The following is a 23,661-nucleotide window of genomic DNA, read 5'->3' as shown; positions in this document are numbered from 1 at the left end:
CGGGTCTTTTTGTGACGGAGACTCAGCCCTTCAGGCATCAACGTCACCAGACCTTTTTCAACCGCCCGAGCGCTGCGCTGATCGCCGCCTCGGGCACCGCCGCGAAACCCAAGACCAACCCGGCACGCTGATCCGACGGAGTGCATGAGTCCGGCAGCCAGTAATTGCTCAGGCCATTGATCTCGACGTCGACGCTGGCAGCTTTTTCGATCAATTCGCGCTCGCGGGCCTGAGTGTCGACTGCCACCGTCAAGTGCAGCCCTGCCGCGACACTTGGCAGGCTGCCAACCCCTGGGATATCCACAGGCCAACCGGCCAACAGCGTGTTGCGACGACTCAAGGCCGCGCGCCGCATACGGCGAATATGCCGCTGAAAATGCCCGGCAGCCATGAACTCGGCCATCACCGCCTGAGTGCTCACCTCGGAATGGCGCACATCCACCGCACGACGCTGGGAAAACGCATCTACCAGCCCCATCGGCAACACCAGATAGCCCAGGCGCAACGCCGGAAACGCGACTTTGCCGAAGGTGCCGACGTAAAGCACCCGCCCCTGTCGATCCAGCGCCGCCAAGGGCGCCAACGGGGCGCCGCTGTAGCGATACTCGCCGTCGTAGTCGTCCTCGATGATCCAGCCGTCAGTGCGCTCAGCCCAGGCGAGCAACTCCAGACGCCGCGCCAGGCTCATGATCACCCCGGTCGGGTACTGATGAGACGGCGTGACATAGGCCAATCGGCAGTCGCTCAACTCAGCCAGTTCGGCACAATTGATGCCGTCGTTGTCCACCGAGACCCCATGCAACCGCGCCCCGGCCACGGCGAAGGCATGCCCGGCCGCGCGATAGCCGGGGTTTTCCACCGCTACCCCATCGCCGGGCTCCACCAGTAGCTGTGCACAAAGGCTAATCCCCTGCTGTGCGCCACTGGTGATCACAATTTGCTCAGCACTGCACTGCATGCCGCGCGAACTGCGCAGATAAGCCGCGATCAATCCGCGCAAGCGCTCGTCACCTTCGGGCGCGCCGTAACACAGTTGCTGTAAATCCGGCTTACGCCAGAAAGCCGCATTCAGCTTGGCCCAGACCTCAAACGGGAACAGGTCAAAGGCCGGTACACCCACCCGAAAAGCCCTCGGCGGGCCACTTGGCGGCCTGGGCAAATGGTGCTTCTCGACCCGCTCCAGAGCACCACTGTGGATAACTTTACTGGATGTAACCACAGGTAAATCCAGCCAATTTGTGGATAAGCCTGTGGACAAGCCTGTTGGTAACCCTGTGGATACTTTTGTGGATAGTTTTTTCGCCGGCAATGCAGTGTCCGGCAATTGCGCCACGTACGTGCCGTCCCCCACCCGCCCTTCGATGAAACCTTCGGCGTAGAGTTGGTCGTAGGCACGGACCACGCTATTGCGCGAAATCGATAACGCCGCAGCCAGATCGCGGCTGGCAGGCAAGCGCGTGCCACTCACCAGCCGACCGTCGAGCACACGCAGGCGTAATGCTTGATAGAGCTGGCGACTCAAGCCCTGACGGCGATCAAGCTCGATACCCGCCGGATTGAACGACAGGGACAGTGGCGGGTTGTTCATGGCAATGGAACCCTGTTAATGGACCTACGAAATTTGCTGTTAATGGCTCTTACAACAGACCAATAGCCTGCCTAGGATACAAGCATTCGCCAAGGAAAATATCCATGTATACCCCCAGCGCATTTGCCATCGAAGACCTTCCCGCCCTGCATCAGCAGATCCTCGACACACGCCTGGCCATCCTCGTCACTCACGGCGAGCAAGGCTTGCAGGCCAGCCATGTGCCGCTGCTGCTCAGCCCCGAACAAGGCCCGAATGGCACCCTTTACGGCCACTTGGCCCGGGCCAATCCACAGTGGCAGGCGTTGGAGGCCGGGGCCGAGGCGTTGGTGATTTTTGCCGGGGCCGATGCTTACGTCAGCCCGTCGTTTTACCCCAGCAAAGCTGAACACGGTAAAGTCGTGCCAACCTGGAACTACGTGGCGGTGCATGCCTATGGCAGCGCCGAGGTGTTCAGCGATGCTCATCACCTGCGCAATCTGGTCAGCGCCCTGACCGATCGCCATGAGCGCGACCGCGCCAAGCCGTGGAAAGTCGACGATGCGCCGGCCCATTACATCGATGGCATGCTCAAGGCCATTGTCGGCTTCGCCCTGCCGATCCAGCGCCTGGAAGGCAAGCGCAAGCTCAGCCAGAACCGCAGTACCGCAGACATCGCCGGCGTGCGCGAAGGGTTGAGCGCCAGCGCCAACCCGCACGACCAGGCCCTCGCCCATTTGATGCCAAAGGAATGATCATGAGTCAGATCGAGATTCGCCGTGTCACCGCCGACGACCACGCCGCCTGGCTGCCGTTGTGGCAAGCCTACCTGCGCTTCTACAACACCGAGTTGCCAGAGGCCGTCAGCCACAGCACCTGGCAACGGTTCCTTGACCCGAGCGAGCCGACTCACGCCGCCCTCGCCTGGGCTGACGGCAAAGCGGTGGGCATGGTGCATTTCATCTATCACCGCTCGAACTGGAGCATCGAAAACGCCTGCTACCTGCAAGATTTGCTGGTGACACCCGAAACCCACGGCACCGGTGTCGGCCGCAAGCTGATCGAATTCGTCTACGCAACGGCCAAGGCCGACGGTTGCTGCAAGGTTCATTGGCTGACCCACGAAACCAACGCCACCGCGATCCAGCTCTACGAGCGCATCGCCGAACGCCCGGGTTTCATCCAGTTTCGCAAAGGCCTTTAAGGTTCAAGGAGAGCAACATGTCGACTTCACTCGCGGACTGGAAAGGTGTCCCGGCGCCAACGGTTCAACTGATCGAAGGACGCTTCATTCGCCTGGAAAAACTCGACCCGGCACGCCACGCCGACGGCTTGTTCAAAACCCTGCAAGGCCCGGGCGCCGACCCGAAACTTTGGGATTACTTGCCTTACGGCCCATTCCCGGAACGCAGCGTCTTCAACGATTGGCTGAATAACCACGCCGCCAACAGCGACCCGTATTTCTTCAGCGTGATCGACCGCGCCACCGGTGAAGTGCAAGGCCTTCTCAGCCTGATGTCGATCGTCCCGGCCCAGGGCCGCATCGAAATCGGCCACGTCACCTTCGGCGCAGCAATGCAGCGCTCACCGAAAAGCACCGAAGCGGTGTACCTGCTGGCCAAGGAATCGTTCGCCCTCGGCTACCGTCGCCTGGAGTGGAAGTGCAACAACGGCAACGCTCGCTCCAAATACGCCGCCGAACGCCTGGGCTTCAGCTTCGAAGGCGTGTTCCGCCAGCACATGGTGGTCAAGGGCCAGAACCGCGACACCGCGTGGTATTCGATTCTGGATTCGGAATGGCCGGCGATTGGGGCAGGGTTTGAGAAGTGGCTGTCGGATGAGAACCAGACAGCGTCCGGGCAGGTGAAAACCCTGGTGGAGTGCCGCGCCTGATTACAGTGATGGGTCAGTGGCGGATGGGCTACTAACGCCCACAAATCCGGGGCGAAAAAAAGGGGAGCACATGCCCCCCCGAGGTAAAAGCGTTGCAGTCGAGGCTGTTAAATCAGCCTTCGATCTCGATCAGGATTTCGCCCGGATTGACTCGGTCGCCCTTGACCACATGGATGGCGGTGACTTTGCCTGCGATGGCCGATTGCACTTCGGTTTCCATCTTCATCGCTTCGGTGATCAGCACTGCCTGGCCGGCTTTCACGGTGTCGCCTTCCTTGACCAGCACATCAACGATGTTGCCCGGCATGGTGGTGCTGATGTGGCCCGGCTCACTGGCTTGCTTGCGCTTGCTGCTGCCGCCGCTGACGAATTCGTTGAGTGGTTCGAACACCACTTCTTCCGGCATGCCGTCGATGGACAGGTAGAAGTGACGCTTGCCTTCGGACTTGACGCCCACTCCGGTGATGTCGACGCGGTAGGTTTCACCGTGAACGTCGATGACGAACTCGGTCGGCACACCTTCGCCGCCCGCCGAGGTCACGCCGCCAGCTTCCGGAATCGGCAACAACACTTCCGGAGTCAGGGTGCCGGCTTCGCGTTCTTCGAGGAACTTGCGGCCGATGTCCGGGAACATCGCATAGGTCAATACGTCTTCTTCAGACTTGGCCAACGCACCGATTTCGCCGCGCAGCCTGGTCATTTCCGGCTTGATCAAATCCGCCGGACGGACATCGATGACTTCTTCGCTGCCGATCGCCTGACGGCGCAGCTGCTCGTTAACAACACCCGGTGCCTTGCCGTAGCCGCCTTGCAGGTAGAGCTTCACTTCGTTGGTGATGGTCTTGTAGCGCTCACCGGCCAACACGTTGAAGAACGCCTGAGTACCGACGATCTGCGACGTCGGGGTCACCAGCGGTGGGAAGCCGAGGTCTTCGCGAACCCGTGGGATTTCGGCCAACACTTCACTCATGCGGTTCAGCGCGCCCTGCTCTTTCAACTGGTTGGCCAGGTTGGAAATCATCCCGCCTGGCACCTGATTGACCTGCACGCGGGTGTCGACGGCGGTGAATTCGCTTTCGAACTGATGGTACTTCTTGCGCACGGCGTAGAAGTACAGACCGATTTCCTGCAGCAGCTCCAGACTCAGGCCGGTGTCGAACTCACTGCCTTTAAGGGCGGCGACCATCGACTCGGTGCCCGGGTGACTGGTGCCCCAGGCGAAACTGGAGATCGCGGTGTCGATATTGTCGGCACCATTTTCGATGCCCTTGAGTTGGCACATCGCGGCCAGGCCGGCGGTATCGTGAGAGTGGATGAACACGGGCAGCGACTGCTCGCTTTTCAGTGCTTTGACCAACTCGCCAGTGGCGTACGGGGTCAGCAGACCGGCCATGTCCTTGATCGCCACGGAGTCGCAACCCATGGATTCCATTTGCTTGGCTTGCGCCACGAACGCCTCGATGGTGTGCACCGGGCTGGTGGTGTAGGCGATGGTGCCCTGGGCGTGTTTGCCGGCGGCTTTCACCGCTTCGATGGCCACCCGCAGGTTACGCACGTCGTTCATCGCATCGAAGATGCGGAACACGTCGATGCCGTTCACGGCCGCCTTGGCGACAAAGGCTTTGACCACGTCGTCGCTATAGTGCCGGTAGCCCAACAGGTTCTGGCCACGCAGGAGCATTTGCAGACGAGTGTTAGGCAGCGCCGCACGCAGTTTGCGCAAACGCTCCCACGGATCTTCTTTCAGGAAACGTACGCAGGCATCGAAGGTCGCGCCGCCCCAGACTTCCAGCGACCAGTAGCCGACTTTGTCGAGCTTGTCGCAGATCGGCAGCATGTCGTCGGTGCGCATGCGGGTCGCAAGCAGCGATTGGTGGGCGTCGCGCAGGATTGTGTCGGTTACGTGGATTTTCTTAGTCATTGGAATATTCCTCACAGGCCTGCGTGGGCGGCGATGGCGGCGGCGATGGCCAGGGCCAGCTCTTCGGGTTTGCGCTTGATCGAGTAGTTGGTCAGCTCAGGGTGGCTTTCAACGAAGCTGGTGTTGAACTGACCGCTACGGAATTCCGGGTTACGCAGGATTTCCTGGTAGTAGGCGGCAGTGGTCTTGACCCCTTGCAGACGCATGTCGTCGAGGGCACGCAAGCCGCGGTCCATTGCCTCTTCCCAGGTCAACGCCCAGACCACCAGTTTCAGGCACATGGAATCGTAGAACGGTGGAATGGTGTAACCGGTGTAGATCGCCGTGTCGGTACGTACGCCGGGACCGCCGGGTGCGTAGTAACGGGTGATCTTGCCGAAGCTCGGCAGGAAGTTGTTTTTCGGGTCTTCGGCGTTGATCCGGAATTGCAGCGCAAAACCGCGGTGCTGGATGTCTTCCTGCTTCACTGACAGCGGCAGGCCGGAGGCAATGCGGATCTGCTCACGGACGATGTCGATACCGGTGATTTCTTCGGTGATGGTGTGTTCCACCTGCACGCGGGTGTTCATCTCCATGAAGTACACCTCGCCCTCGGCGAGCAGGAACTCCACGGTGCCGGCGTTCTCGTAACCCACCGCCTTGGCCGCACGCACCGACAGGTCGCCGATGTAGGCGCGCTGCTCTGGCGTCAGTTGCGGGCTCGGGGCGATCTCGATCAGCTTCTGGTTACGACGCTGGATCGAGCAATCACGCTCGAACAGGTGCACCACGTTGCCGAAGCTGTCGCCGAGGATCTGCGCTTCGATGTGCTTGGGATTGACGATGCATTTTTCGAGGAAGACTTCCGCCGAACCAAAGGCCTTGGTCGCTTCGGAAATCACCCGAGGGAAAGCTTGTTCGAGTTCATCGCGGCTGTTGCAGCGACGAATCCCGCGACCGCCACCACCGGAGGTGGCCTTGAGCATCACCGGGTAACCGATGCGATCGCCTTCGGCCAGGGCTTCGGCGATGTCGGCGACGTTGCCTTCAGTGCCCGGTGTGACCGGCACGCCAGCCTTGATCATGCTGCGGCGGGCTTCGGTCTTGTCGCCCATGCGGCGAATGACTTCTGCCGACGGGCCAATGAATTTGATACCGCGCTCGGCGCAGATATCGGCCAGCTCGGCGTTTTCCGAAAGAAAGCCATAACCTGGGTGCAACGCGTCGCAACCGGTTTCCACCGCGAGGTTCACCAGCTTGCGCGGGTTCAGGTAGCCGGCCAGTGGCTCGGCACCAATGCTGTGGGCTTCATCGGCGCGTTTGACATGCAACGCATGGCGATCGGCGTCGGAATAGATCGCGACCGAACGAATGCCCATCTCGGCGCAGGCACGTACGATTCGTACGGCAATCTCACCACGGTTGGCAATCAGGATCTTTTTTATCACTTGGAGGTTTCCTTGAGCCGGTTGCTACCCACGACCTTGGACTGGGTCGGCGCGTGACTAAATGTTTCAAGCCAGTCGCGTAGTCACACTAGCCCGCTCAAGGGATTAACAAAAATCAATAATTATTGGGTCAGGCATAAGCAAAGACTTATAGTTGAACGACCAGCCTGCGACCAGAGTCCCTAGAAAATGCGTAAGTCTTTGATGCGTATGACATTACGCCAACTTCAGATCTTCAATGAAGTCTGCGATTTGCGTTCCTACAGCCGTGCAGCCGACGAAATGTCGCTCACACAACCGGCCGTCAGCCTACAGATTCGTCAGCTTGAAGAGCTGATTGGTCAGCCTTTGTTCGATTACGTCGGCAAAAAGCTCTACATGACCGAAGCGGCTGAAGCGTTACAGCGCGCCAGTCGGGATATTTTCGGGCGCCTGGAAAACCTCGATATGCAGCTCTCGGACATGCAGGGCTCGTTGCAAGGCCAGCTGAAACTGGCAGTGGAATCCAGCGCCAAGTACTTCGTACCGCACTTGTTTGCCGCCTTCAAGCGCCAGCACCCGGAAGTGAACCTGCAACTGACGGTGGTCAACCGTGGACAGGTCATCCGACGCCTGTCCGATAACCGCGACGACCTGGTGATCATGTCCATGGTGCCGCAGGACATGGGCCTGGAGTTCTTGCCGTTCCTCAACAACCCGATTGTCGCCGTGGCGCCACCGGATCATCCGCTGTGCCACATGGGGCCCCTGCGTTTGCAGGATCTTGAGCCCTACACATTGCTGCTGCGCGAACCCGGCTCCGGGACTCGACTGGCGTGCGAGGAGTATTTCAAAGAGAAACGCGTGCACTTCAACCAGACTCAGGAAGTCTCGTCGGCCGAAGCCCAGCGCGAATGCGTGGTGGCGGGTCTGGGCCTGGCCTTGTTGACGCGCCACGCCCTGAACCTGGAGTTGGCGACCGGCGGGCTCAAAGAGCTGCCGGTCGAAGAGCTGCCGTTGTACCGCAGCTGGTGCCTGGTGCAGGCCAAAGCCAAACGCCTGTCACCGGTAGCGCATGCGTTCCTGGGGTTTGTCCGCAGTGAACGGGTGCAGATCAGCGCGCTGGTTGAGCGTTTCGACGCGAAACTGCCGGTGTTGCCTGCCAGTAGTTGAGCTCCAGATCCGGGTATTCACCGATCTCGGCCAGAAGCTGGCGGTGCTCGCAGCGATCTTCAATCGCGCGGCGAAACGCCATGCGACGCTGGTCTTCTTGCTGACGGCGGGTTTTGACTGCGCTGTTGCGTTCTTCGTAGTGCTGGGCCATTTCGAGTCTCCCAAGGCGAGTACGGGAGTTTCAAGATAGGCGCGGGGGATGACGGTTTGGCGGCGCGGGGATGACAGACAGATGAAAATTTGTTCTGCCTCTGTGGCGAGGGAGCTTGCTCGCGCTGGGTCGCGAAGCGGCCCCAAAGCTTTTACGACTGCTGCGCCCGAACGCGGACCGGTCGGCGGGAGCAAGCTCCCTCGCCACAGCAAGCCCATCACTACACTATCCGCAATTCAATCGTCGAGGGCTTTGACCGACTTGGGCGACAGACGCAGGCTGCGAAGGCTGCGCTTGACGCTCTTGAGGTGGTTGACCAGGCTCGGCCCGCGCGCCATGGCCACGCCCATGGCCAGCACGTCGATCACCACCAGGTGCGCGATACGCGAGGTCAGCGGCGTGTAGATTTCGGTGTCTTCGTGCACATCAATCGCCAGGTTGACGGTCGACAGCTCGGCCAACGGGGTCTGGCTTGGGCACAACGTGATCAGCGAAGCACCGCTTTCACGCACCAGGTTGGCGGTGATCAACAGATCCTTGGAACGGCCGGACTGGGAAATGCAGATCGCCACGTCCGTCGGCTTCAGCGTGACCGCCGACATCGCCTGCATGTGCGGGTCGGAATAGGCTGCTGCGGTCAGCAGCAAACGGAAAAACTTGTGCTGGGCATCCGCTGCAACGGCGCCGGACGCACCAAAGCCATAGAACTCGACGCGCTGAGCCTGGGACATGAGGGTCACAGCCCTCTGCAACTCCAACGGATCAAGCTTCTCGCGAACTTCCATCAGGGTGTGCAGGGTGGTGTCGAAAATTTTCAGGCTGTAGTCGGCGACGGAATCGTCTTCGTGAATCGCGAACTGCCCGAAACTCGCTCCTGCTGCCAGGCTTTGCGCCAGTTTCAGCTTCAAGTCCTGAAAGCCGGAACAACCGATGGCCCGGCAGAAGCGCACGATGGTCGGTTCGCTGATGCCGACACTGTGGGCAAGATCGGCCATGGAACTGTGCATCACAGCCGCAGGATCAAGCAGCACATGATCGGCGACCTTGAGCTCCGACTTGCGTAACAGATGGCGTGACTGGGCGATGTGCTGCAACAGGTTCAAAGGGCAGGACTCATTGTTATTGGCTGACGCCGGGGATGTAGCAATCTTGTAGTTATACTACAAGAATTCGCTTTTTGCCTGTTCAATGCGTAACTCGATGCCCTTGTTTTGGCCGGGCAGGCCCCATGTAGCAGCAGGCTACGCAAATGGGTTGTCGGCACGCAGCAGTTCAGCCACGGCAAATGCCTCCACCGGACGGCTGATCAGGTAACCCTGGACTTCGTCGCATAACTCGGCCTTGAGGAACTCAAGCTGCTCCGGACGCTCGACGCCTTCAGCCACCACCTTGAGCGACAGACCATGCGCCATGGCAATAATTGCCCGGGTGATCGCCGCGTCTTCACTTCCCTCACCCAACCCACGGATAAACGCCTGATCGATCTTCACGTAGTCCACAGGAATGCGCTTGAGGTAGCTCAGCGACGAATACCCCGTGCCAAAGTCGTCGATCGCCAGTTTCACGCCGAGATCACGCAACTGCTGGAAGGTCGCGATGATGTGTTCGACGCTGTCCAGCAATTGGCTTTCCGTCAGTTCCAGTTCGAGGTAGTGCGGCGCCAGACCGGTTTCTTCAAGCACCTGGCGCACCAGGCTGACCAGCTTGCCCTGACGCAGCTGGTGGACCGACAGATTGACCGAAACCCGAATCGGCTCCAGCCCCTGACGCTGCCACTCACACGCTTGCCAGCAGGCCTGGCGTAGCACGAATTCGCCAATGGCCCCGATCAACCCGACCTCCTCTGCCAACCCGATAAAATCCCCCGGCGGCACCCGCCCCATGGTCGGGTGATCCCAGCGCACCAGCGCTTCAGCGGCGTTCAGCCGGCCAGTCGCGAGACAGAGTTTCGGTTGGTAAAACACCTTCAACTGCTTTTCTTCGATGGCCTTGCGCAGTTGGTTCTCCAGCTGCAAGCGCTCAAGGGTGCTGGCCTGCAGGCTGTCGGTGTAGAACTGGAAATTGTTCCCGCCCAGATGCTTGGCATGTTGCATGGCCATGTTTGACTGGCTGACCAGCGCGGAAATTTCCCGTGCGTTGTCCGGCAACATGCTGATGCCCATCGACGCACTGACCACCAGCTCATGACCCTCAACGGTCAGCGGCAAACGCAGCTTGGTCGACAATCGCGTGGCGACCCGCGCCAGGCTCGACAGGTTGCCATACGCATCGAACAGCACCGCGAACTCGTCGCCGGACAAGCGCGCAATGGTGTCCGCCTCCGGCAGCGCATTGACCAGACGCCGAGCCATTTTCTGCAGCATCTGATCGGCGACTTCATGGCCGAGGCTGTCGTTGAGCAATTTGAAGCGGTCCAGGTTGATGTGCAGCAGCGCCAGACTCCGGCCGCCCTGGCGCACCCGTTGATGGGCTTCATGCAGGCGTTCGCGGAACAATGAGCGATTGGCCAGCCCGGTCAGTTCGTCGTAGTGGGTCAGGTAGCGCATGCGCTCTTCGGATTCGCGCCGGGCTGACAGATCGGCGAAAAAGCCCACGATATGACTGACATTTCCCCGAGAATCGCGCACCACATTCAGTTGCAGCCATTGCGGATAGAGCTCACCGTTTTTGCGCGCTTCCACCAACTCGCCCTGCCAACTGCCCTGCTGTTCCAATGCCTGATGGATCACCGAGTAGTGCCGCCGCGCGTCGCGACTGCACGGCAACTCGACGACGTTGCGCCCCAACAAATCTTCAATCTGATACCCGGTGACCCGGCTGAACGCCTGATTGACCGCAATCAAGGCGTAATTCGGGTCGAAAATCACAATACCTTCGCTAGCGGCTTCAAATACCGTCGCGGCCAGTTGCCGCTGCTCTTCAAGCCCTTTGCTGACGCTGATGTCGCGCCGGGTGCCAACCATCCGGACCACCCGCCCATTGGCCCCCCGCTCCACTGCCCGACCGCGGTCTTCGATCCAGACCCAGTGGCCATCGCCGTGGCGCACGCGGTATTCGATTTGATAATCCTCGGTGCGGCCCTTCAAATGCTCGACCAGCGCCCGCCGCAGCGGCGGCAAGTCCTGCGGGTGCAGTCGCGGCCTCAAGTGACTGAGCATCGCCGTGACGAATTCCGGCTCAATGCCGAACAACTCCTTGAGTTGGGTGTGATGCACCTCATCGGTTTGCAGGTTCCAGTCCCAGAGCCCCAGTTCACTGGCCTTCAACGCCAGCGCCAGCCGCGCTTCGCTCTTGCTCAGGGCCTGGTTGGCAGCGTCCAGTTCGCGGCTACGCTGGGCCACCCTGCTTTCGAGACCAACCTGAGCCTCACGCAGCTCTTCTTCGGCGTGGCGACGCTGTTCGATTTCCCGCGCCAATTCCTGATTAAGCTGCTCGCTGCGACTTTGCGCCTGCTGCAAGTGCTCGATCAGTGCCTGATTCTGGAAACGCCGCATCAACCCATGCTGGATCAGCCGGTTGACCTGCCATGCGACCACACTCAGAGAACCCAACAGAATCAGCCCGAGCCAACCCCAGCCCTGCTGCTGTTCATCGCCGCCCCAGAACAAATAACCGATCGCCGGTAACAGACACGGCAAGGTGAACGACAGGAAGGCTGGCAGGCTCACCGCATAGGCGACACTGGCCGAGAGAGTCGCCGCGCCAATCAGGCCGAATACCCAGGCTTGTTGCAGGAAGCTGTCGGTGGGCACCAGGGCAATACCGGCACCGGCCAGCGTCAGGCCGGTCATGGCCGAACCCAGCAGAAACATTCGGCGCCAGACTGGCTGCGCCTGACGGCTGGGCATCGCCGAGTCGAAGGCTGCGACCTGAATCACCCGCAACGCCACCAGCGACAGTAACCAGATCAGCCAGATGCTCACCAGGAAGTAGCGCTGCGGGCTCCAGAGCAACCCGGCGCAGACCAGACCATTGATCAACATGAACAGCGTGGGCAGCAACGAGCCCTGATACAGCAGACGCGTGCGCTCGACCGCCATCTCCATGGCGTACTGTTTGCGGATAACCCGCGGTTCCACAGAAGGGCCCGACAGGCTGGGGCTGAGGGTCATAGGCAATATTCTTATTCTTATAAGGGTGAGCGTGATGAGCCCGAAACGTCGACGGAGCATACACAAGCAATGGCCCGGACCAAACTGTTCCAGGTCATAAAACCGATAAAACAAATGGCCCGTTGCCAGCGCTCAAAACCACAGAAGCGCGGCCCATCAAGGCTTGCAACGAATGACTGACCGGTCGTCCCCAGCGCTTCTTTCATCGGTTAATGCAAAGCTCGGTTTGCCCGGTGTGGCGCAGCGCCCTAGAATGCCCGGATGCGCGATGATCTCTCCCTTCTGCTGAACTCCCTCAACGATGCCCAACGTCAGGCCGTAGCTGCCTCCGTGGGTCGTCAGTTGGTCCTGGCCGGTGCTGGTTCCGGTAAAACCCGTGTGCTGGTGCACCGTATCGCCTGGTTGATCCAGGTCGAGAACGCCTCGCCACACTCGATCCTGTCGGTGACTTTCACCAACAAGGCCGCTGCCGAGATGCGCCATCGCATCGAGCAGCTGATGGGTATCAACCCGGCCGGCATGTGGGTCGGCACCTTCCACGGCCTGGCGCACCGCTTGCTGCGGGCGCACTGGCAGGAAGCCGGCCTGAGCCAGACCTTCCAGATCCTCGACAGCGATGACCAGCAACGTCTGGTCAAGCGGGTGATCCGTGAGCTGGGCCTCGACGAGCAACGCTGGCCGGCGCGTCAGGCCCAGTGGTTCATCAACGGGCAGAAAGACGAAGGCCTGCGCCCGCAACATATTCAAGCCAGCGGCGATCTGTTCCTGGCCACCATGCGCAGCATCTATGAAGCCTATGAGGCCGCGTGCCTGCGCGCTGGCGTCATCGACTTCTCCGAACTGCTGCTGCGCGCCCTCGACCTGTGGCGCGACCATCCGGGTCTTCTGGCGCATTATCAGAAGCGTTTCCGTCATGTGCTGGTGGACGAATTCCAGGACACCAACGCAGTGCAGTACGCCTGGTTGCGTCTGCTGGCCAAGGGCGGCGACAGCCTGATGGTGGTTGGCGACGACGATCAGTCGATCTACGGCTGGCGCGGCGCGAAAATCGAGAACATTCACCAGTATTCGGCCGACTTCCCGGACGCGGAAGTCATTCGACTGGAACAGAACTACCGCTCCACCGCCGGGATCCTCAAGGCCGCCAACGCCTTGATCGCCAACAACACCGGGCGTCTGGGCAAAGAGCTGTGGACCGACGGCGGCGAAGGCGAAGCGATCAACCTATACGCCGCGTTCAACGAACATGACGAAGCACGCTACGTGGTGGAAACCATCGAAAGTGCGCTGAAAACCGGCATGGCGCGCAGCGATATCGCGATTTTGTACCGCTCCAACGCCCAATCGCGGGTTTTGGAAGAAGCTTTACTGCGTGAACGCATTCCGTACCGTATCTATGGTGGCCAACGCTTCTTCGAACGGGCTGAAATCAAGAACGCCATGGCCTACCTGCGGTTGCTCGAAGGTCGTGGCAACGATGCGGCGCTGGAGCGGGTGATCAACGTTCCGGCCCGTGGCATCGGCGAAAAAACCGTTGAAGCGATCCGCGACCACGCTCGTCACAGCGATGTGTCGATGTGGGAAGCCATGCGTCAGCTGGTGGCCAATAAAGGCCTCACCGGTCGCGCAGCCGGCGCCTTGGGTGCGTTCATCGAGCTGATCGAGCACCTGGCGACCACAACCGCCGAAATGCCGCTGCACCTGATGACCCAGACTGTCATCGAGCAGTCCGGCCTGATTGCCTATCACCAAGCGGAGAAAGGCGAAAAAGGCCAGGCGCGGGTAGAAAACCTTGAAGAACTGGTCAGCGCGGCGCGCAACTTCGAAAGTGCCGAGGAAGACGAAGACCTGACGCCGCTGGCCGCGTTCCTCGGCCATGCCTCGCTGGAAGCCGGCGATACTCAGGCCGACGAGCATGAAGACAGCATTCAGCTGATGACCTTGCACAGCGCCAAAGGCCTGGAATTCCCTTACGTGTTCCTGGTGGGCATGGAAGAAGGCCTGTTCCCGCACAAAATGAGCCTGGAAGAGCCCGGCCGCCTTGAAGAGGAACGCCGTCTGGCCTACGTCGGCATTACCCGGGCCATGCAAAACCTGGTGATGACCTACGCCGAAACCCGACGCCTGTACGGCAGCGAAACCTACAACAAGGTTTCACGCTTCGTACGCGAAGTCCCTAAAGGCCTGATTCAGGAAGTGCGACTGTCCAACAGCGTCAGCCGTCCGTTCGGTGGTGGCCAGAAGCAAAATTCGAGCAGCCTGTTCGCCGGCACGGAAATCCCGGAAACCGCGTTCAGCCTCGGTCAGCAAGTGCAGCACGCGATCTTCGGCGAAGGGGTGATCCTCAACTTCGAAGGCGCCGGCGCGCAAGCCCGGGTGCAAGTGAACTTCAGCGAAGGCAGCAAGTGGCTGATGCTCGGCTACGCCAAGCTCGAAGCCATCTAACGGCTATCTGTCTGATAGCTTTCTGTGGGAGCGAGCCTGCTCGCGATGAACGATGACGCGGTGCTCCGATACTCCGCGGTGCCGCCATCGCGAGCAGGCTCGCTCCCACAGAATCTAGCGCTGCATCCAACTGCAGGCTCCCACGGATTGATCTGATAGAAGGCATCATAAACATGGGCTCGGGCTTTTTTTCTTCCTGGACATTCTGGGCCCTGTTATCGGCGGCTTTCGCTGCGCTGACGGCGATTTTCGCCAAAGTCGGCATCGAAAACGTCAATTCCGACTTCGCCACGCTGCTGCGCACAATCGTGGTATTGGTCAGCCTGGCCTTGATTTTGTACGCAACGGGCCAATATCAGTCATTAGGATCAATATCCGCCAAGAGCTACCTGTTCCTGCTGCTGTCCGGCCTGGCAACCGGTGCCTCGTGGATTTGCTACTTCCGTGCGCTGAAACTCGGGCCAGCCTCGCTGGTAGCACCCGTCGACAAACTCAGTGTGGTGCTGGTGGCCGTGCTGGGCGCAGTGTTGCTGGGTGAGCGGCTCGACCTGCGCCAATGGGGTGGAATCGGTCTGATCACGGCAGGCGTGGTGATGTTGGCATTGCGACGTTAAGCAACGTTCCTGCTCAACCAATCCACTTGTCCTACAGACAAAGATACATACGCCTACTTGTACCGACGGAGCTGAACGCAGCCTGTCAGGCAAAAGCCCGTAACACTCTGCCGCTAGCCAGTGTCACTTCACCTGTGCAACATGGCGCGCGTGCCATCCACAAATGGGAATTCCCTTTATGAAACGTTTTCTTAGCATCGCCCTGGCGCTGTGCATCGGCCTGACGATGAGCCTCGACGCCAACGCCAAGCGCTTCGGTGGCGGCAAAAGCGTAGGCGCTGCGCCTACCCACCAGACCAGCCAAATGGCGCCGTCCTCGCCAGGCATGGGGTCTGCTGCCGCGACCGCCGGTGCTGCGGGTGCCGCAGGCGCTGCCGCCAAAGCTGGCGGTGCTTCGCGCTGGCTCGGCCCTCTGGCCGGTATCGCTGCCGGCGGCCTGCTGGCCTCCATGTTCATGGGCGGCGGCTTCCATGGCATGCAGATTTTCGACATCCTGATCATGGCCGTCATCGGGTTCGTGATCTTCCGCTTCATCGCCGCTCGTCGCCGCAAGCAACAGGAGCATATGGCCCCTGCGGGCGCGCCAATGCAGCGCGAAGTGTACGAACAGAAGCCGGCCATGGGTTCGATCTTCGGCGGTTCGGCGGCCCCTGCTGCCGCTCGTCCGGTGATCAACGCTCCGGCCTGGTTCAACGAAGAGCGCTTCGTTGAAGCCGCACGCAACCACTTCCAGTCCCTGCAACAGCACTGGGACGCCAACGAAATGGACAAGATCGCCGAGTTCGTGACCCCGCAAATGCTGGAGTTCCTCAAGCGTGAACGTGCCGATCTGGGTGACGGCTTCCAGTCCACCTATATCGACAACCTCCACGTTCAGCTGGACGGCGTGGATGATCGCGCAGACAAGACCATCGCCACTCTGACCTTCACGGGCGTGTCGAAAAACTCGCGTTTCGACCAAGGCGAAGTGTTCAGCGAAAGCTGGAACATGGAACGTCCGCAAGGCGAAAACCAGCCTTGGCTGGTGGCCGGTATCCGTCAGAACGGTTAATTCCGCCCTCGTTTCGCATGCTGTAATGAAAACCCCGGACTCGTCCGGGGTTTTCTATTTCGCAGTTGCATCTATAGCGAGCTACTGTATAAACCGCCCCAACTAAACCGCGCCATTGAGCAAGAGGATCCCGGACGTGGAAGAAATCATCGAACAACTGCGAGAAGCCAACGAACCGGTACCGGTGCCCTTGGAGCTGCCTGACGAAGACCTGCTGGTGGAAATCGAAGAACAACTGTTCATCGATATCCCGTTCGTCTTCAGAGAATTCCTGCTGACTGTCAGCGACGTCGTTTACGGCAGCCTGGAGCCAGTGACTGTCACCGACCCGCAATCGCACACCTACCTGCCGGACGTTGCCGCCAACGCCTGGGATGCCGGTGTTGATCGCAGCATGATTCCGATCTGCCAGGACGGTGACAACTACTACCTGGTCGAAGAGGACGGCACCGTGGTGCTGTGGCTGGCCGAAGAAGAGCTGTTGGCCGAAGAAACCTGGGAATCGGTGTGGCACTGGGCGCGGGACGTCTGGCTGGAAAGCTGATCTGCCTGACGCTCCGCGGGGTCAATGCCCGGACGAGTCCTTGTGATTGTCCAGGGTTTCCAGCAGGGCGATCTGCATCCGCGTGTGCACGCGGATGAACCAGCGCCAGAGCAGGGCCGCCACTGCGGCGGTCACGACGGCAATCAGCACCAGCAACTTGTTGGTCGGCAAGATACTGGCCGACAAGGCTGCCAGCAGCAGGAAAATCACCAGCAGCGAGAGAATCGGGATCACTTCGGCGATCACCCGACGCACTCGCTGCGTGTGGCGGCCGGCCATTTCCGATTTCACGCCCATTTCCGCCAGCAGCATCGAGAGCGCCTTCAGCTTGCGATAAGCGGCAATCAGGAACGGCAGCGACAGCAGCAATGCCCCGCCCCAGATCAGCGCCTTCTGCCAGCTCGGATCATTGATCCAGACATGCAGATAGCTGGAAATCCGCTCGGCAAAAAAACTCCCCGAAAAGAAGATTGCCACCACCAGCGCCAGATTGACCCCGACCTGCAACAGAATCCGCCGAATCATCGACGCCAGCAGCGCACCCTCGCCCTGCGGTTGAATGCTGCGCAGCCACTCCCCATACATCCCCAACACGCGGCCAAAACGCTGCGGGATAACCGCAGCCAGCTTCAGTGAAAGCGGATCGGCGGCACGGATCAGGTACGGCGTCAGCAAAGTGGTGATGGCCGAAACAGCGACCGCCACCGGATAAAGGAAATCGCTGGTGACCTGCAAGGTCATGCCCAGCGCCGCGATGATGAAAGAGAATTCGCCAATCTGCGACAGGCCCATGCCGACGCGCAGTGAGTTGCGGCCGTCATTGCCGGCGATAAACGCTCCAAGGCCACAAGAGAGCATCTTGCCAAGCACCACAGCGACGGTGATCACTGCAATCGGCCAGGCATACTGAAGAAGAATCTGCGGATCGATCATCAGGCCAATGGCGACAAAAAATATGGCGCTGAACATGTCGCGAACCGGCTCGATCAGGCGTTCAACTTTCATCAGTTGCCGAGATTCAGCCATGATCGCACCGATCAGAAACGCCCCGAGCACCATGCTGTATCCAAGCTTGACCACCAGCAGGCAAAAGCCAAAACACAGGCCAAGCACGGTTATCAGCAGCATTTCGTTGCTGTCGAACTTAGCCACATAAGCCAACAAGCGCGGCACCAGCAGGATGCCGATCACCAGTGCAACGATCATGAACAGCGAGAGTTTGCCGACCGTGGAAAACACCTCGCCAGAGCTCACGGTACCGCTGACGGCGATACTCGAAAGCAAGGCAATGATGCCGATGCCGAGGATGTCTTCGACGATCAACACACCAAAGATCAGTTGGGCAAAGCGCTGGTTCTTCATCTTCAGGTCATTGAGGGCCTTGACGATGATGGTGGTCGAGGAAATCGCCAGGATCGCGCCGAGGAACAGCGAATCCATGGTGCCCCAGTCAAACCAACGGCCGATTTCGTAGCCGATCCAGATCATCAGCACGATTTCCAGGAACGCCGCGATAAACGCCGTGGCACCGACCTTGAACAGCTTGCGCAGGCTGAACTCCAGGCCCAGGCAGAACATCAGGAAAATCACTCCGAGTTCGGCAAGGGTCTTGATGGTTTGCTCGTCGTGGATCAACCCGAATGGCGGGGTGTGCGGGCCAATGATGAAACCGGCAACGATGTAGCCCAGGACGACCGGCTGTTTGAGCCGATGAAAAACAATGGTCACCACACCCGCAACCAGCATGATCACTGCCAGATCCTGAATAAAACTGATGGCATGCATGGCGAGGGCTCCTTGGCGGCTGAGTGTGCTGACGTCGTTGGGCGGTTACCAGATCGGATGAAAGGGCCCTTGAGGTGGGCTTTTGAAGGGTAACACCGCGACTTCGGGCGCAAAGGCGGTGCAATATATAGAAACAGATCGATTCGGGCGTGACGGCCATCATCGGCGTGGCGTCCCGTTAACGGTGGTTTTGAAAAACCAGCCAGGCACCCACAGAGGTGCTCCCGTAATCCCAGCCCTGAACCGTGAGTAGTGTGCTATGGAACCCGGAAACGCCCAGCTGTCGATGACGGTATTGATGACCCCCGACATGGCCAACTTCTCTGGCAATGTCCACGGCGGCACCCTGCTCAAATACCTCGACGAAGTCGCCTATGCCTGCGCCAGCCGTTATGCCGGGCGCTACGTGGTAACCCTGTCGGTGGATCAGGTGATCTTTCGCGAACCGATCCATGTCGGTGAGCTGGTGACCTTTCTGGCCTCGGTCAACTACACCGGCAATACCTCGATGGAGGTCGGCATCAAGGTGGTGACCGAGAACATCCGCGAGCGCTCGGTGCGTCACACCAATAGCTGCTTCTTCACCATGGTCGCGGTCGACGATCAGCGTAAGCCGGCGGCTGTCCCACCGTTGCAACCGCAGAACAGCGAAGATAAACGCCGATACGCCCAAGCCAAACAGCGTCGGCAGATTCGTCAGGAACTGGATCAGCGTTATCGCGAAATCAAGGCTGACGCCTGACACCGCGCAGATCGCAGCCTTCGGCAACTCCTACGCCGATCGGATTGTTTCCGAGTCCTGGAATTGGCGCAGGCTGCAATCTTTTCCGCCGCGACGACGTTACAAACTGATCGCCGTCGCCTCGAACTTCACCCGAGGATGGGCAATACGGTCCTGGGCACGCACCAGTTCCAGCTCATAGCTTGCGCTGGCCTGGGTTTCCAGCAGCACCTCATGCACTGCGGACGCCGCAAACTCAAAGGCCGCGACCAGGCTGTCACCCAACAACACCCGCGCCAGGAACAGGCCCGACGTCAGGTCGCCCACGCCCACCGGCTGACGTGGAAACGCCAGCAATGGACGACGCAGATGCCAACTGCCTTCGGCCGTCACCAGCAACATCTCGAAGCTGTCCGGCAACTTGCCAGGATAGTCCAGATGCTTGACCAGCACCGCCTTCGGGCCACGCGCCAGCAGCGCACGAGCCATCGCCAGGCAATCGAACAATGACTGCGGCTTGCGACCGGAGAAACTGTCCAGTTCCAACTGATTGGGGCACATGAAATCCGCCACCGCCGCCGCTTCATCCAGCAGGAAGTCGCTGACTTCAGCCGGTACGATGCAGCCTTTCTCCACATGCCCCATCACCGGGTCGCACAGGTACAAGGCGCCGGGATTGATCGCCTTGATTCGTGCCACGCCGCTGAGGATCGCCCGCCCTTGAGCGGCACTGCCCAGATAACCGGACAGTACGGCGTCGCAGTTGCCCAGCTCGCCAATCGCCGCAATCCCTTCCACCAGCTCGGGAATCTGCTGCGGCGCCAGCACTTCACCGGCCCACTGGCCGTATTGAGTGTGGTTGGAGAACTGCACGGTGTTAAGCGGCCAGACGTTCACCCCGACCCGCTGCATCGGGAAAACCGCGGCGCTGTTGCCGGCGTGACCGAAAACCACGTGGGACTGGATGGCGAGCAGATGGGGAGTACGTTTCATGCGGGATATCCGTAAACCGATTGAAATTCGAGCCGCGCAGTATGCGACTAATCGCGGCCTGTACGACAGACCAGAGACACAGTTAAGCTGATACTAATTCGTTGGAGCTCTGTTCATGCTGACCCTTGGAAATATCTTTGTGCTGATGCTGCTGGCGACCGGTGCAGCCTGGCTGTGGCACAACCATGGCTTGCGCGAGCGGGCTCTGGAACGGGTCAAGCGGCATTGCGCCAAACTCGACATCGAATTGCTCGACGGCAATGTGGCGTTGAAAAAAATCGGCTTCGTGAAGGACGCCAACGGGCGGCGACGTCTGGCCCGTGTGTATAACTTTGAGTTCACCGTGACTGGCGAAACACGTCACATGGGCACCATCACCCAATTTGGTGCCCACAGTGCGCAGATCGAATTGGCCCCCTACCCGATGCCGCTCGACGAGAAACCTGTGCTGCCCAGCGCCGAGGTGATCGAGCTGAGTCAATGGCGCCAGGACCACAACAAGCTGCGTCACTGAGCCCTGAACCGCGTTAAATCAGGTTCACCCGGCAACTCGCAAGTTTCCTCTGCAGTGATTCGGCATCCTGCGGCTTGTCGAAAATCAGCTCGATGCGCGAGTCCTGACGCCATTCACTGGGTTGCCAGCGCAGCGCAGCGTTATCCAGCGAGTTGGCCGACACCCAACCCTCGGCGCTGTGGAGAATCAGCTTGGCCCGTCGCCAGTCCAGAGCCGCCAGGCAAGCCTGGACCCGAGAAAGTTCGAACGACTGACTCGGGTGCCAACGCCAACCAATGCTCCAGCCACCTTCCTGCTGCTGACTCAGGCAAATCGGCTGCGTCGGATCAGTCCAGACTGCCGGCATCTGTGCCAGACCTTTAGGCACGTTGAAGTTATCCACACCCTCGACCGCCCGACTGCGCACGCCCGGCAAATCACTCAATGCCAGAGCGCCCTGCTGCGTCCAATACAGCGGGCATTCCGGCAACTGCGCGGTGATGCGCTGGCGATCTTCATCGTTCAGGTGCTCGGCCTTGTTCAACAGCAACAGACCCGCGCTCGGTAGCGCTTGCTGTTGCGCCTCTGGCAGTGGTTTTCCGTCGGCCAGTGCTTGAGCGTCGAGCACCAGAACGCTTGGCTGAATCGCCAGCACGCCCTGCCACGGCGCTTCGCTTAATTGCTTGAGCAGTTGCGCCGGGTGTCCCAGCCCCGAGGGTTCGATAAACAAGCGGTCCGGCCGTGATTTGCGCAGCAACCGCCCGAGGCCAATCTGAAACGGCGCGCCATTCACGCAACACAAACAGCCGCCAGCCACTTCTCCCAGTGCGATACCATCGGCGCCCGTGGTCAGCAGCGCAGCGTCGAGACCGATCTGACCAAATTCGTTGATCAGCACCGCCCAGCGCTCGTTCGCCGGCCGCTGCGTCAGCAGATGCTTGATCAGGCTGGTCTTGCCGGCGCCTAACGGTCCGGCGATAACGTGAGTAGGAATGTTCTGCAACATGTTCGGCGGTTTCTTGGGAGGAAAAGAATGCGACTGATCGGCTTGTCGTTGCTGTTAGCCTTCGCTTCGGGCGAGGCGTTGGCCCAGGCCTGCGTGGTTCACAGCCAGGCAGAGCGGCTCGACGTCAAAGTCTGTCAGCAAAACCGCAACATCCCGGAAAAAATGTTCCATGACGGCTTCTGCCAGCCAAATCTCGCGGGGCAGAAGGTCGACGTCGCATTCCTCGATCAATGCCCCAGCGGTGCCTTCGGTGTGTGCAGCAACGCTCAAGTCGCCAATATGCCTTACCGGCAGGATATTCACTATTACGGCGTAGCCACAGACGCGGCGTACCTCAAGCCGTATTGCGAAAGCCAAAGCCAGGGCGCTTGGCTCACGCCTTGATTCAACCGAGCCAGTCGAGGGTCAGGATCAGTCGACGCTCATCCGGTGCGGGTTGCGGCTCGGCCTCGGCTCTGACCAGATTCTTACGATTCATGGCGTCCTCTCTGAGCCACGTTTCAGACTCGGTGCCAACATCAGGCCGCCTCCTCTTCGAGCCATGGACCAAACGGGTCTGCCATCAGGCGCCAACCTTCGACGCCGAGGGACATTTCGCCATCGTTGAGCAAGCAGTTATCGAGGTGTGCGGTGAGTTGGGTAAAGTCGATATTCTGGCCGATGAACACCAGTTCCTGACGGCAATCACCGGTGGCGGCGGTCCAGTTTTCCATGATCGCTGCAGTGCTTTCCTGATCCTGTGGCCACTGTGCTTTCGGCACAAAGCGCCACCAGCGACCGGCAAATCCATGACGCATCAAACCACCGGCCTGGGACCAACTACCGGCGTCCTGGTGCTTGCTGGCCAACCAGAAAAAGCCCTTGGAGCGCAGCAGTTTTCCATTCACCCACGGTCGACTGATGAAGCTGAAAAAGCGCTGCGGATGAAACGGTCGACGTGCCCGATACGCCATTGAAGCAATGCCGTACTCGGTGGTTTCCGCCACATGTTCGCCGCGCAATTCCTGCAGCCAGCCCGGCGCCTGAGAGGCTTTTTCAAAGTCGAAGCGGCCAGTGTTGAGGATTTGTTTCAGCGGCACTTGGCCCATGACCATCGGGATAATGTGCGCCTGGATGTTGAGCCGTTTGAGGATCGCAATCAACTCTTCGCGCTCGGCGCTGCTGATCAGATCGATCTTGCTGATCAGCAACACGTCGGCGAATTCGATCTGCTCGATCAACAAGTCCGTGATCGAACGCTCGTCTTCTTCACCAAGGGTTTCACCCCGCGATGCGAGGCTTTCGGCGGCCTGATAATCGAGCAGAAAGTTCATCCCGTCGACCACGGTGACCATGGTGTCGAGCCGCGCGATATCGGCCAGGCTTTGACCTTCCTCGTCGCGAAAGGTGAACGTTTCCGCCACAGGGAGAGGTTCGGAAATACCGGTGGACTCGATCAGCAGGTAATCAAAGCGACCGTCCCTGGCCAGTTTGCTGACCTCTTCCAGCAGGTCTTCGCGTAGGGTGCAGCAAATGCAGCCGTTGCTCATCTCAACGAGTTTTTCTTCGGCGCGGTTCAAGGTGACATCGCGCTGAACTTCGCTGCCGTCGATGTTGATTTCACTCATGTCATTGACGATCACTGCGACCCGCAGATTCTCGCGGTTGCGCAGTACGTAGTTGAGCAGCGTGCTTTTGCCGGCGCCGAGAAAGCCGGACAGCACGGTAACGGGGAGACGATTGGGCATCAGGTGTTCCTCATCAGGAGTGGCCGGTCAGGTGATTTTTTAATGTTATAGTATAACAA

The 23,661-nt window shown here is 59.8% G+C and carries 21 protein-coding genes; 11 read left to right on the top strand and 10 right to left on the bottom strand.

The window, feature by feature from the left end:
* Positions 1–43: 43 nt before the first annotated feature.
* Positions 44–1,588: a PLP-dependent aminotransferase family protein gene (locus tag HK44_RS22950; RefSeq protein ID WP_019694329.1), complete on the bottom strand. Its 1,545-nt coding sequence runs from the start codon at positions 1,586–1,588 to the stop codon at positions 44–46.
* A gap of 104 nt (positions 1,589–1,692) precedes the next feature.
* On the opposite strand from HK44_RS22950, the gene HK44_RS22945 reads away from it, so the two are divergent.
* From HK44_RS22945 to HK44_RS22935, 3 genes are read left to right on the top strand one after another with little or no spacing between them, the layout of a single operon-like run.
* Positions 1,693–2,322 (top strand): FMN-binding negative transcriptional regulator, encoded by a 630-nt coding sequence (locus HK44_RS22945; RefSeq protein WP_019694330.1) that lies wholly within the window; start codon positions 1,693–1,695, stop codon positions 2,320–2,322.
* Positions 2,323–2,324: 2 nt separating this feature from the next.
* On the top strand, positions 2,325–2,771 hold the full coding sequence (locus HK44_RS22940) for a GNAT family N-acetyltransferase (protein WP_019694331.1): 447 nt from the start codon (positions 2,325–2,327) through the stop codon (positions 2,769–2,771).
* A 17-nt stretch (positions 2,772–2,788) separates the two neighbouring features.
* The gene (locus HK44_RS22935; protein ID WP_019694332.1) at positions 2,789–3,460 is read left to right on the top strand and encodes a GNAT family N-acetyltransferase; all 672 of its coding nucleotides are present in this window, start codon (positions 2,789–2,791) and stop codon (positions 3,458–3,460) included.
* Positions 3,461–3,572: 112 nt separating this feature from the next.
* On the opposite strand, the gene oadA is transcribed toward HK44_RS22935, so the two are convergent.
* On the bottom strand, positions 3,573–5,381 hold the full coding sequence (oadA, locus tag HK44_RS22930) for a sodium-extruding oxaloacetate decarboxylase subunit alpha (RefSeq protein ID WP_019694333.1): 1,809 nt from the start codon (positions 5,379–5,381) through the stop codon (positions 3,573–3,575).
* Positions 5,382–5,392: 11 nt separating this feature from the next.
* Positions 5,393–6,808, bottom strand: a complete 1,416-nt coding sequence (locus HK44_RS22925; RefSeq protein ID WP_019694334.1) for an acetyl-CoA carboxylase biotin carboxylase subunit — start codon at positions 6,806–6,808, stop codon at positions 5,393–5,395.
* 189 nt (positions 6,809–6,997) lie between these two features.
* Here HK44_RS22925 and HK44_RS22920 point away from each other — a divergent pair, with 189 nt between their 5' ends.
* On the top strand, positions 6,998–7,960 hold the full coding sequence (locus HK44_RS22920; protein WP_019694335.1) for a LysR family transcriptional regulator: 963 nt from the start codon (positions 6,998–7,000) through the stop codon (positions 7,958–7,960).
* Here HK44_RS22920 and HK44_RS22915 read toward each other — a convergent pair.
* The 3 genes from HK44_RS22915 to HK44_RS22905 all read right to left on the bottom strand — a co-directional run bounded on the left by HK44_RS22915 (position 7,902) and on the right by HK44_RS22905 (position 12,223).
* Positions 7,902–8,111 (bottom strand): PA3496 family putative envelope integrity protein, encoded by a 210-nt coding sequence (locus HK44_RS22915; RefSeq protein WP_019694336.1) that lies wholly within the window; start codon positions 8,109–8,111, stop codon positions 7,902–7,904. The genes HK44_RS22920 and HK44_RS22915 overlap by 59 nt on opposite strands.
* A gap of 236 nt (positions 8,112–8,347) precedes the next feature.
* Positions 8,348–9,214: a transcriptional regulator HexR gene (gene hexR / locus HK44_RS22910; protein ID WP_007954250.1), complete on the bottom strand. Its 867-nt coding sequence runs from the start codon at positions 9,212–9,214 to the stop codon at positions 8,348–8,350.
* A gap of 138 nt (positions 9,215–9,352) precedes the next feature.
* Entirely contained in the window at positions 9,353–12,223 is a 2,871-nt protein-coding gene (locus tag HK44_RS22905) for a putative bifunctional diguanylate cyclase/phosphodiesterase (protein WP_024265139.1), read from the bottom strand.
* Between the two features lie 261 nt (positions 12,224–12,484).
* Between HK44_RS22905 and uvrD the strand changes: the two genes are divergently transcribed.
* The 4 genes from uvrD (at position 12,485) to HK44_RS22885 (ending at position 16,877) form a co-directional block, all read left to right on the top strand.
* Positions 12,485–14,668 carry a DNA helicase II gene (uvrD, locus tag HK44_RS22900; protein WP_019694337.1) on the top strand — a complete coding sequence of 728 codons (2,184 nt, stop codon included), beginning with the start codon at positions 12,485–12,487 and terminating at the stop codon, positions 14,666–14,668.
* A 173-nt stretch (positions 14,669–14,841) separates the two neighbouring features.
* Positions 14,842–15,282: an EamA family transporter gene (locus tag HK44_RS22895; RefSeq protein ID WP_019694338.1), complete on the top strand. Its 441-nt coding sequence runs from the start codon at positions 14,842–14,844 to the stop codon at positions 15,280–15,282.
* Positions 15,283–15,460: 178 nt separating this feature from the next.
* Positions 15,461–16,333 carry a Tim44 domain-containing protein gene (locus HK44_RS22890; RefSeq protein ID WP_019694339.1) on the top strand — a complete coding sequence of 291 codons (873 nt, stop codon included), beginning with the start codon at positions 15,461–15,463 and terminating at the stop codon, positions 16,331–16,333.
* Positions 16,334–16,469: 136 nt separating this feature from the next.
* Positions 16,470–16,877 (top strand): SMI1/KNR4 family protein, encoded by a 408-nt coding sequence (locus tag HK44_RS22885; RefSeq protein ID WP_019694340.1) that lies wholly within the window; start codon positions 16,470–16,472, stop codon positions 16,875–16,877.
* 21 nt (positions 16,878–16,898) lie between these two features.
* Here HK44_RS22885 and HK44_RS22880 read toward each other — a convergent pair whose 3' ends face one another.
* Positions 16,899–18,662 carry a cation:proton antiporter gene (locus tag HK44_RS22880; RefSeq protein WP_019694341.1) on the bottom strand — a complete coding sequence of 588 codons (1,764 nt, stop codon included), beginning with the start codon at positions 18,660–18,662 and terminating at the stop codon, positions 16,899–16,901.
* A gap of 259 nt (positions 18,663–18,921) precedes the next feature.
* Here HK44_RS22880 and HK44_RS22875 point away from each other — a divergent pair, with 259 nt between their 5' ends.
* The gene (locus tag HK44_RS22875) at positions 18,922–19,404 is read left to right on the top strand and encodes an acyl-CoA thioesterase (RefSeq protein WP_019694342.1); all 483 of its coding nucleotides are present in this window, start codon (positions 18,922–18,924) and stop codon (positions 19,402–19,404) included.
* Positions 19,405–19,503: 99 nt separating this feature from the next.
* On the opposite strand, the gene pdxY is transcribed toward HK44_RS22875, so the two are convergent.
* Entirely contained in the window at positions 19,504–20,376 is an 873-nt protein-coding gene (gene pdxY / locus HK44_RS22870; RefSeq protein ID WP_019694343.1) for a pyridoxal kinase PdxY, read from the bottom strand.
* Positions 20,377–20,491: 115 nt separating this feature from the next.
* Here pdxY and HK44_RS22865 point away from each other — a divergent pair, with 115 nt between their 5' ends.
* Positions 20,492–20,890 carry a DUF3301 domain-containing protein gene (locus HK44_RS22865; protein ID WP_019694344.1) on the top strand — a complete coding sequence of 133 codons (399 nt, stop codon included), beginning with the start codon at positions 20,492–20,494 and terminating at the stop codon, positions 20,888–20,890.
* A 13-nt stretch (positions 20,891–20,903) separates the two neighbouring features.
* Here the strand turns inward: HK44_RS22865 and HK44_RS22860 are convergent, their stop codons facing one another.
* On the bottom strand, positions 20,904–21,875 hold the full coding sequence (locus HK44_RS22860) for a CobW family GTP-binding protein (RefSeq protein WP_019694345.1): 972 nt from the start codon (positions 21,873–21,875) through the stop codon (positions 20,904–20,906).
* 27 nt (positions 21,876–21,902) lie between these two features.
* Between HK44_RS22860 and HK44_RS22855 the strand changes: the two genes are divergently transcribed.
* Positions 21,903–22,259 carry a hypothetical protein gene (locus HK44_RS22855; RefSeq protein ID WP_019694346.1) on the top strand — a complete coding sequence of 119 codons (357 nt, stop codon included), beginning with the start codon at positions 21,903–21,905 and terminating at the stop codon, positions 22,257–22,259.
* Positions 22,260–22,393: 134 nt separating this feature from the next.
* On the opposite strand, the gene zigA is transcribed toward HK44_RS22855, so the two are convergent.
* Positions 22,394–23,602 carry a zinc metallochaperone GTPase ZigA gene (gene zigA, locus HK44_RS22845; protein ID WP_019694348.1) on the bottom strand — a complete coding sequence of 403 codons (1,209 nt, stop codon included), beginning with the start codon at positions 23,600–23,602 and terminating at the stop codon, positions 22,394–22,396.
* Between the last annotated feature and the right edge of the window lie 59 nt (positions 23,603–23,661).

Origin of the sequence: Pseudomonas fluorescens HK44 (assembly GCF_000217955.3) — a bacterium.
Classification (GTDB): Bacteria; Pseudomonadota; Gammaproteobacteria; order Pseudomonadales; family Pseudomonadaceae; genus Aquipseudomonas; species Aquipseudomonas fluorescens_AQ.
Note: the sequence above shows the minus strand (reverse complement) of the source record. Positions and strands in the feature narration are given on the sequence as shown.

What these genes read in the sequence shown, in the direction of transcription:
- HK44_RS22950 (WP_019694329.1), bottom strand. Translation starts at nt 1,588, where the DNA reads ATGAACAACCCGCCACTGTCCCTGTCGTTCAATCCGGCGGGTATCGAG.
- HK44_RS22945 (WP_019694330.1), top strand. Translation starts at nt 1,693, where the DNA reads ATGTATACCCCCAGCGCATTTGCCATCGAAGACCTTCCCGCCCTGCAT.
- HK44_RS22940 (WP_019694331.1), top strand. Translation starts at nt 2,325, where the DNA reads ATGAGTCAGATCGAGATTCGCCGTGTCACCGCCGACGACCACGCCGCC.
- HK44_RS22935 (WP_019694332.1), top strand. Translation starts at nt 2,789, where the DNA reads ATGTCGACTTCACTCGCGGACTGGAAAGGTGTCCCGGCGCCAACGGTT.
- oadA (WP_019694333.1), bottom strand. Translation starts at nt 5,381, where the DNA reads ATGACTAAGAAAATCCACGTAACCGACACAATCCTGCGCGACGCCCAC.
- HK44_RS22920 (WP_019694335.1), top strand. Translation starts at nt 6,998, where the DNA reads ATGCGTAAGTCTTTGATGCGTATGACATTACGCCAACTTCAGATCTTC.
- HK44_RS22915 (WP_019694336.1), bottom strand. Translation starts at nt 8,111, where the DNA reads ATGGCCCAGCACTACGAAGAACGCAACAGCGCAGTCAAAACCCGCCGT.
- HK44_RS22905 (WP_024265139.1), bottom strand. Translation starts at nt 12,223, where the DNA reads ATGACCCTCAGCCCCAGCCTGTCGGGCCCTTCTGTGGAACCGCGGGTT.
- uvrD (WP_019694337.1), top strand. Translation starts at nt 12,485, where the DNA reads ATGCGCGATGATCTCTCCCTTCTGCTGAACTCCCTCAACGATGCCCAA.
- HK44_RS22895 (WP_019694338.1), top strand. Translation starts at nt 14,842, where the DNA reads ATGGGCTCGGGCTTTTTTTCTTCCTGGACATTCTGGGCCCTGTTATCG.
- HK44_RS22890 (WP_019694339.1), top strand. Translation starts at nt 15,461, where the DNA reads ATGAAACGTTTTCTTAGCATCGCCCTGGCGCTGTGCATCGGCCTGACG.
- HK44_RS22880 (WP_019694341.1), bottom strand. Translation starts at nt 18,662, where the DNA reads ATGCATGCCATCAGTTTTATTCAGGATCTGGCAGTGATCATGCTGGTT.
- HK44_RS22875 (WP_019694342.1), top strand. Translation starts at nt 18,922, where the DNA reads ATGGAACCCGGAAACGCCCAGCTGTCGATGACGGTATTGATGACCCCC.
- pdxY (WP_019694343.1), bottom strand. Translation starts at nt 20,376, where the DNA reads ATGAAACGTACTCCCCATCTGCTCGCCATCCAGTCCCACGTGGTTTTC.
- HK44_RS22865 (WP_019694344.1), top strand. Translation starts at nt 20,492, where the DNA reads ATGCTGACCCTTGGAAATATCTTTGTGCTGATGCTGCTGGCGACCGGT.
- HK44_RS22860 (WP_019694345.1), bottom strand. Translation starts at nt 21,875, where the DNA reads ATGTTGCAGAACATTCCTACTCACGTTATCGCCGGACCGTTAGGCGCC.
- HK44_RS22855 (WP_019694346.1), top strand. Translation starts at nt 21,903, where the DNA reads ATGCGACTGATCGGCTTGTCGTTGCTGTTAGCCTTCGCTTCGGGCGAG.
- zigA (WP_019694348.1), bottom strand. Translation starts at nt 23,602, where the DNA reads ATGCCCAATCGTCTCCCCGTTACCGTGCTGTCCGGCTTTCTCGGCGCC.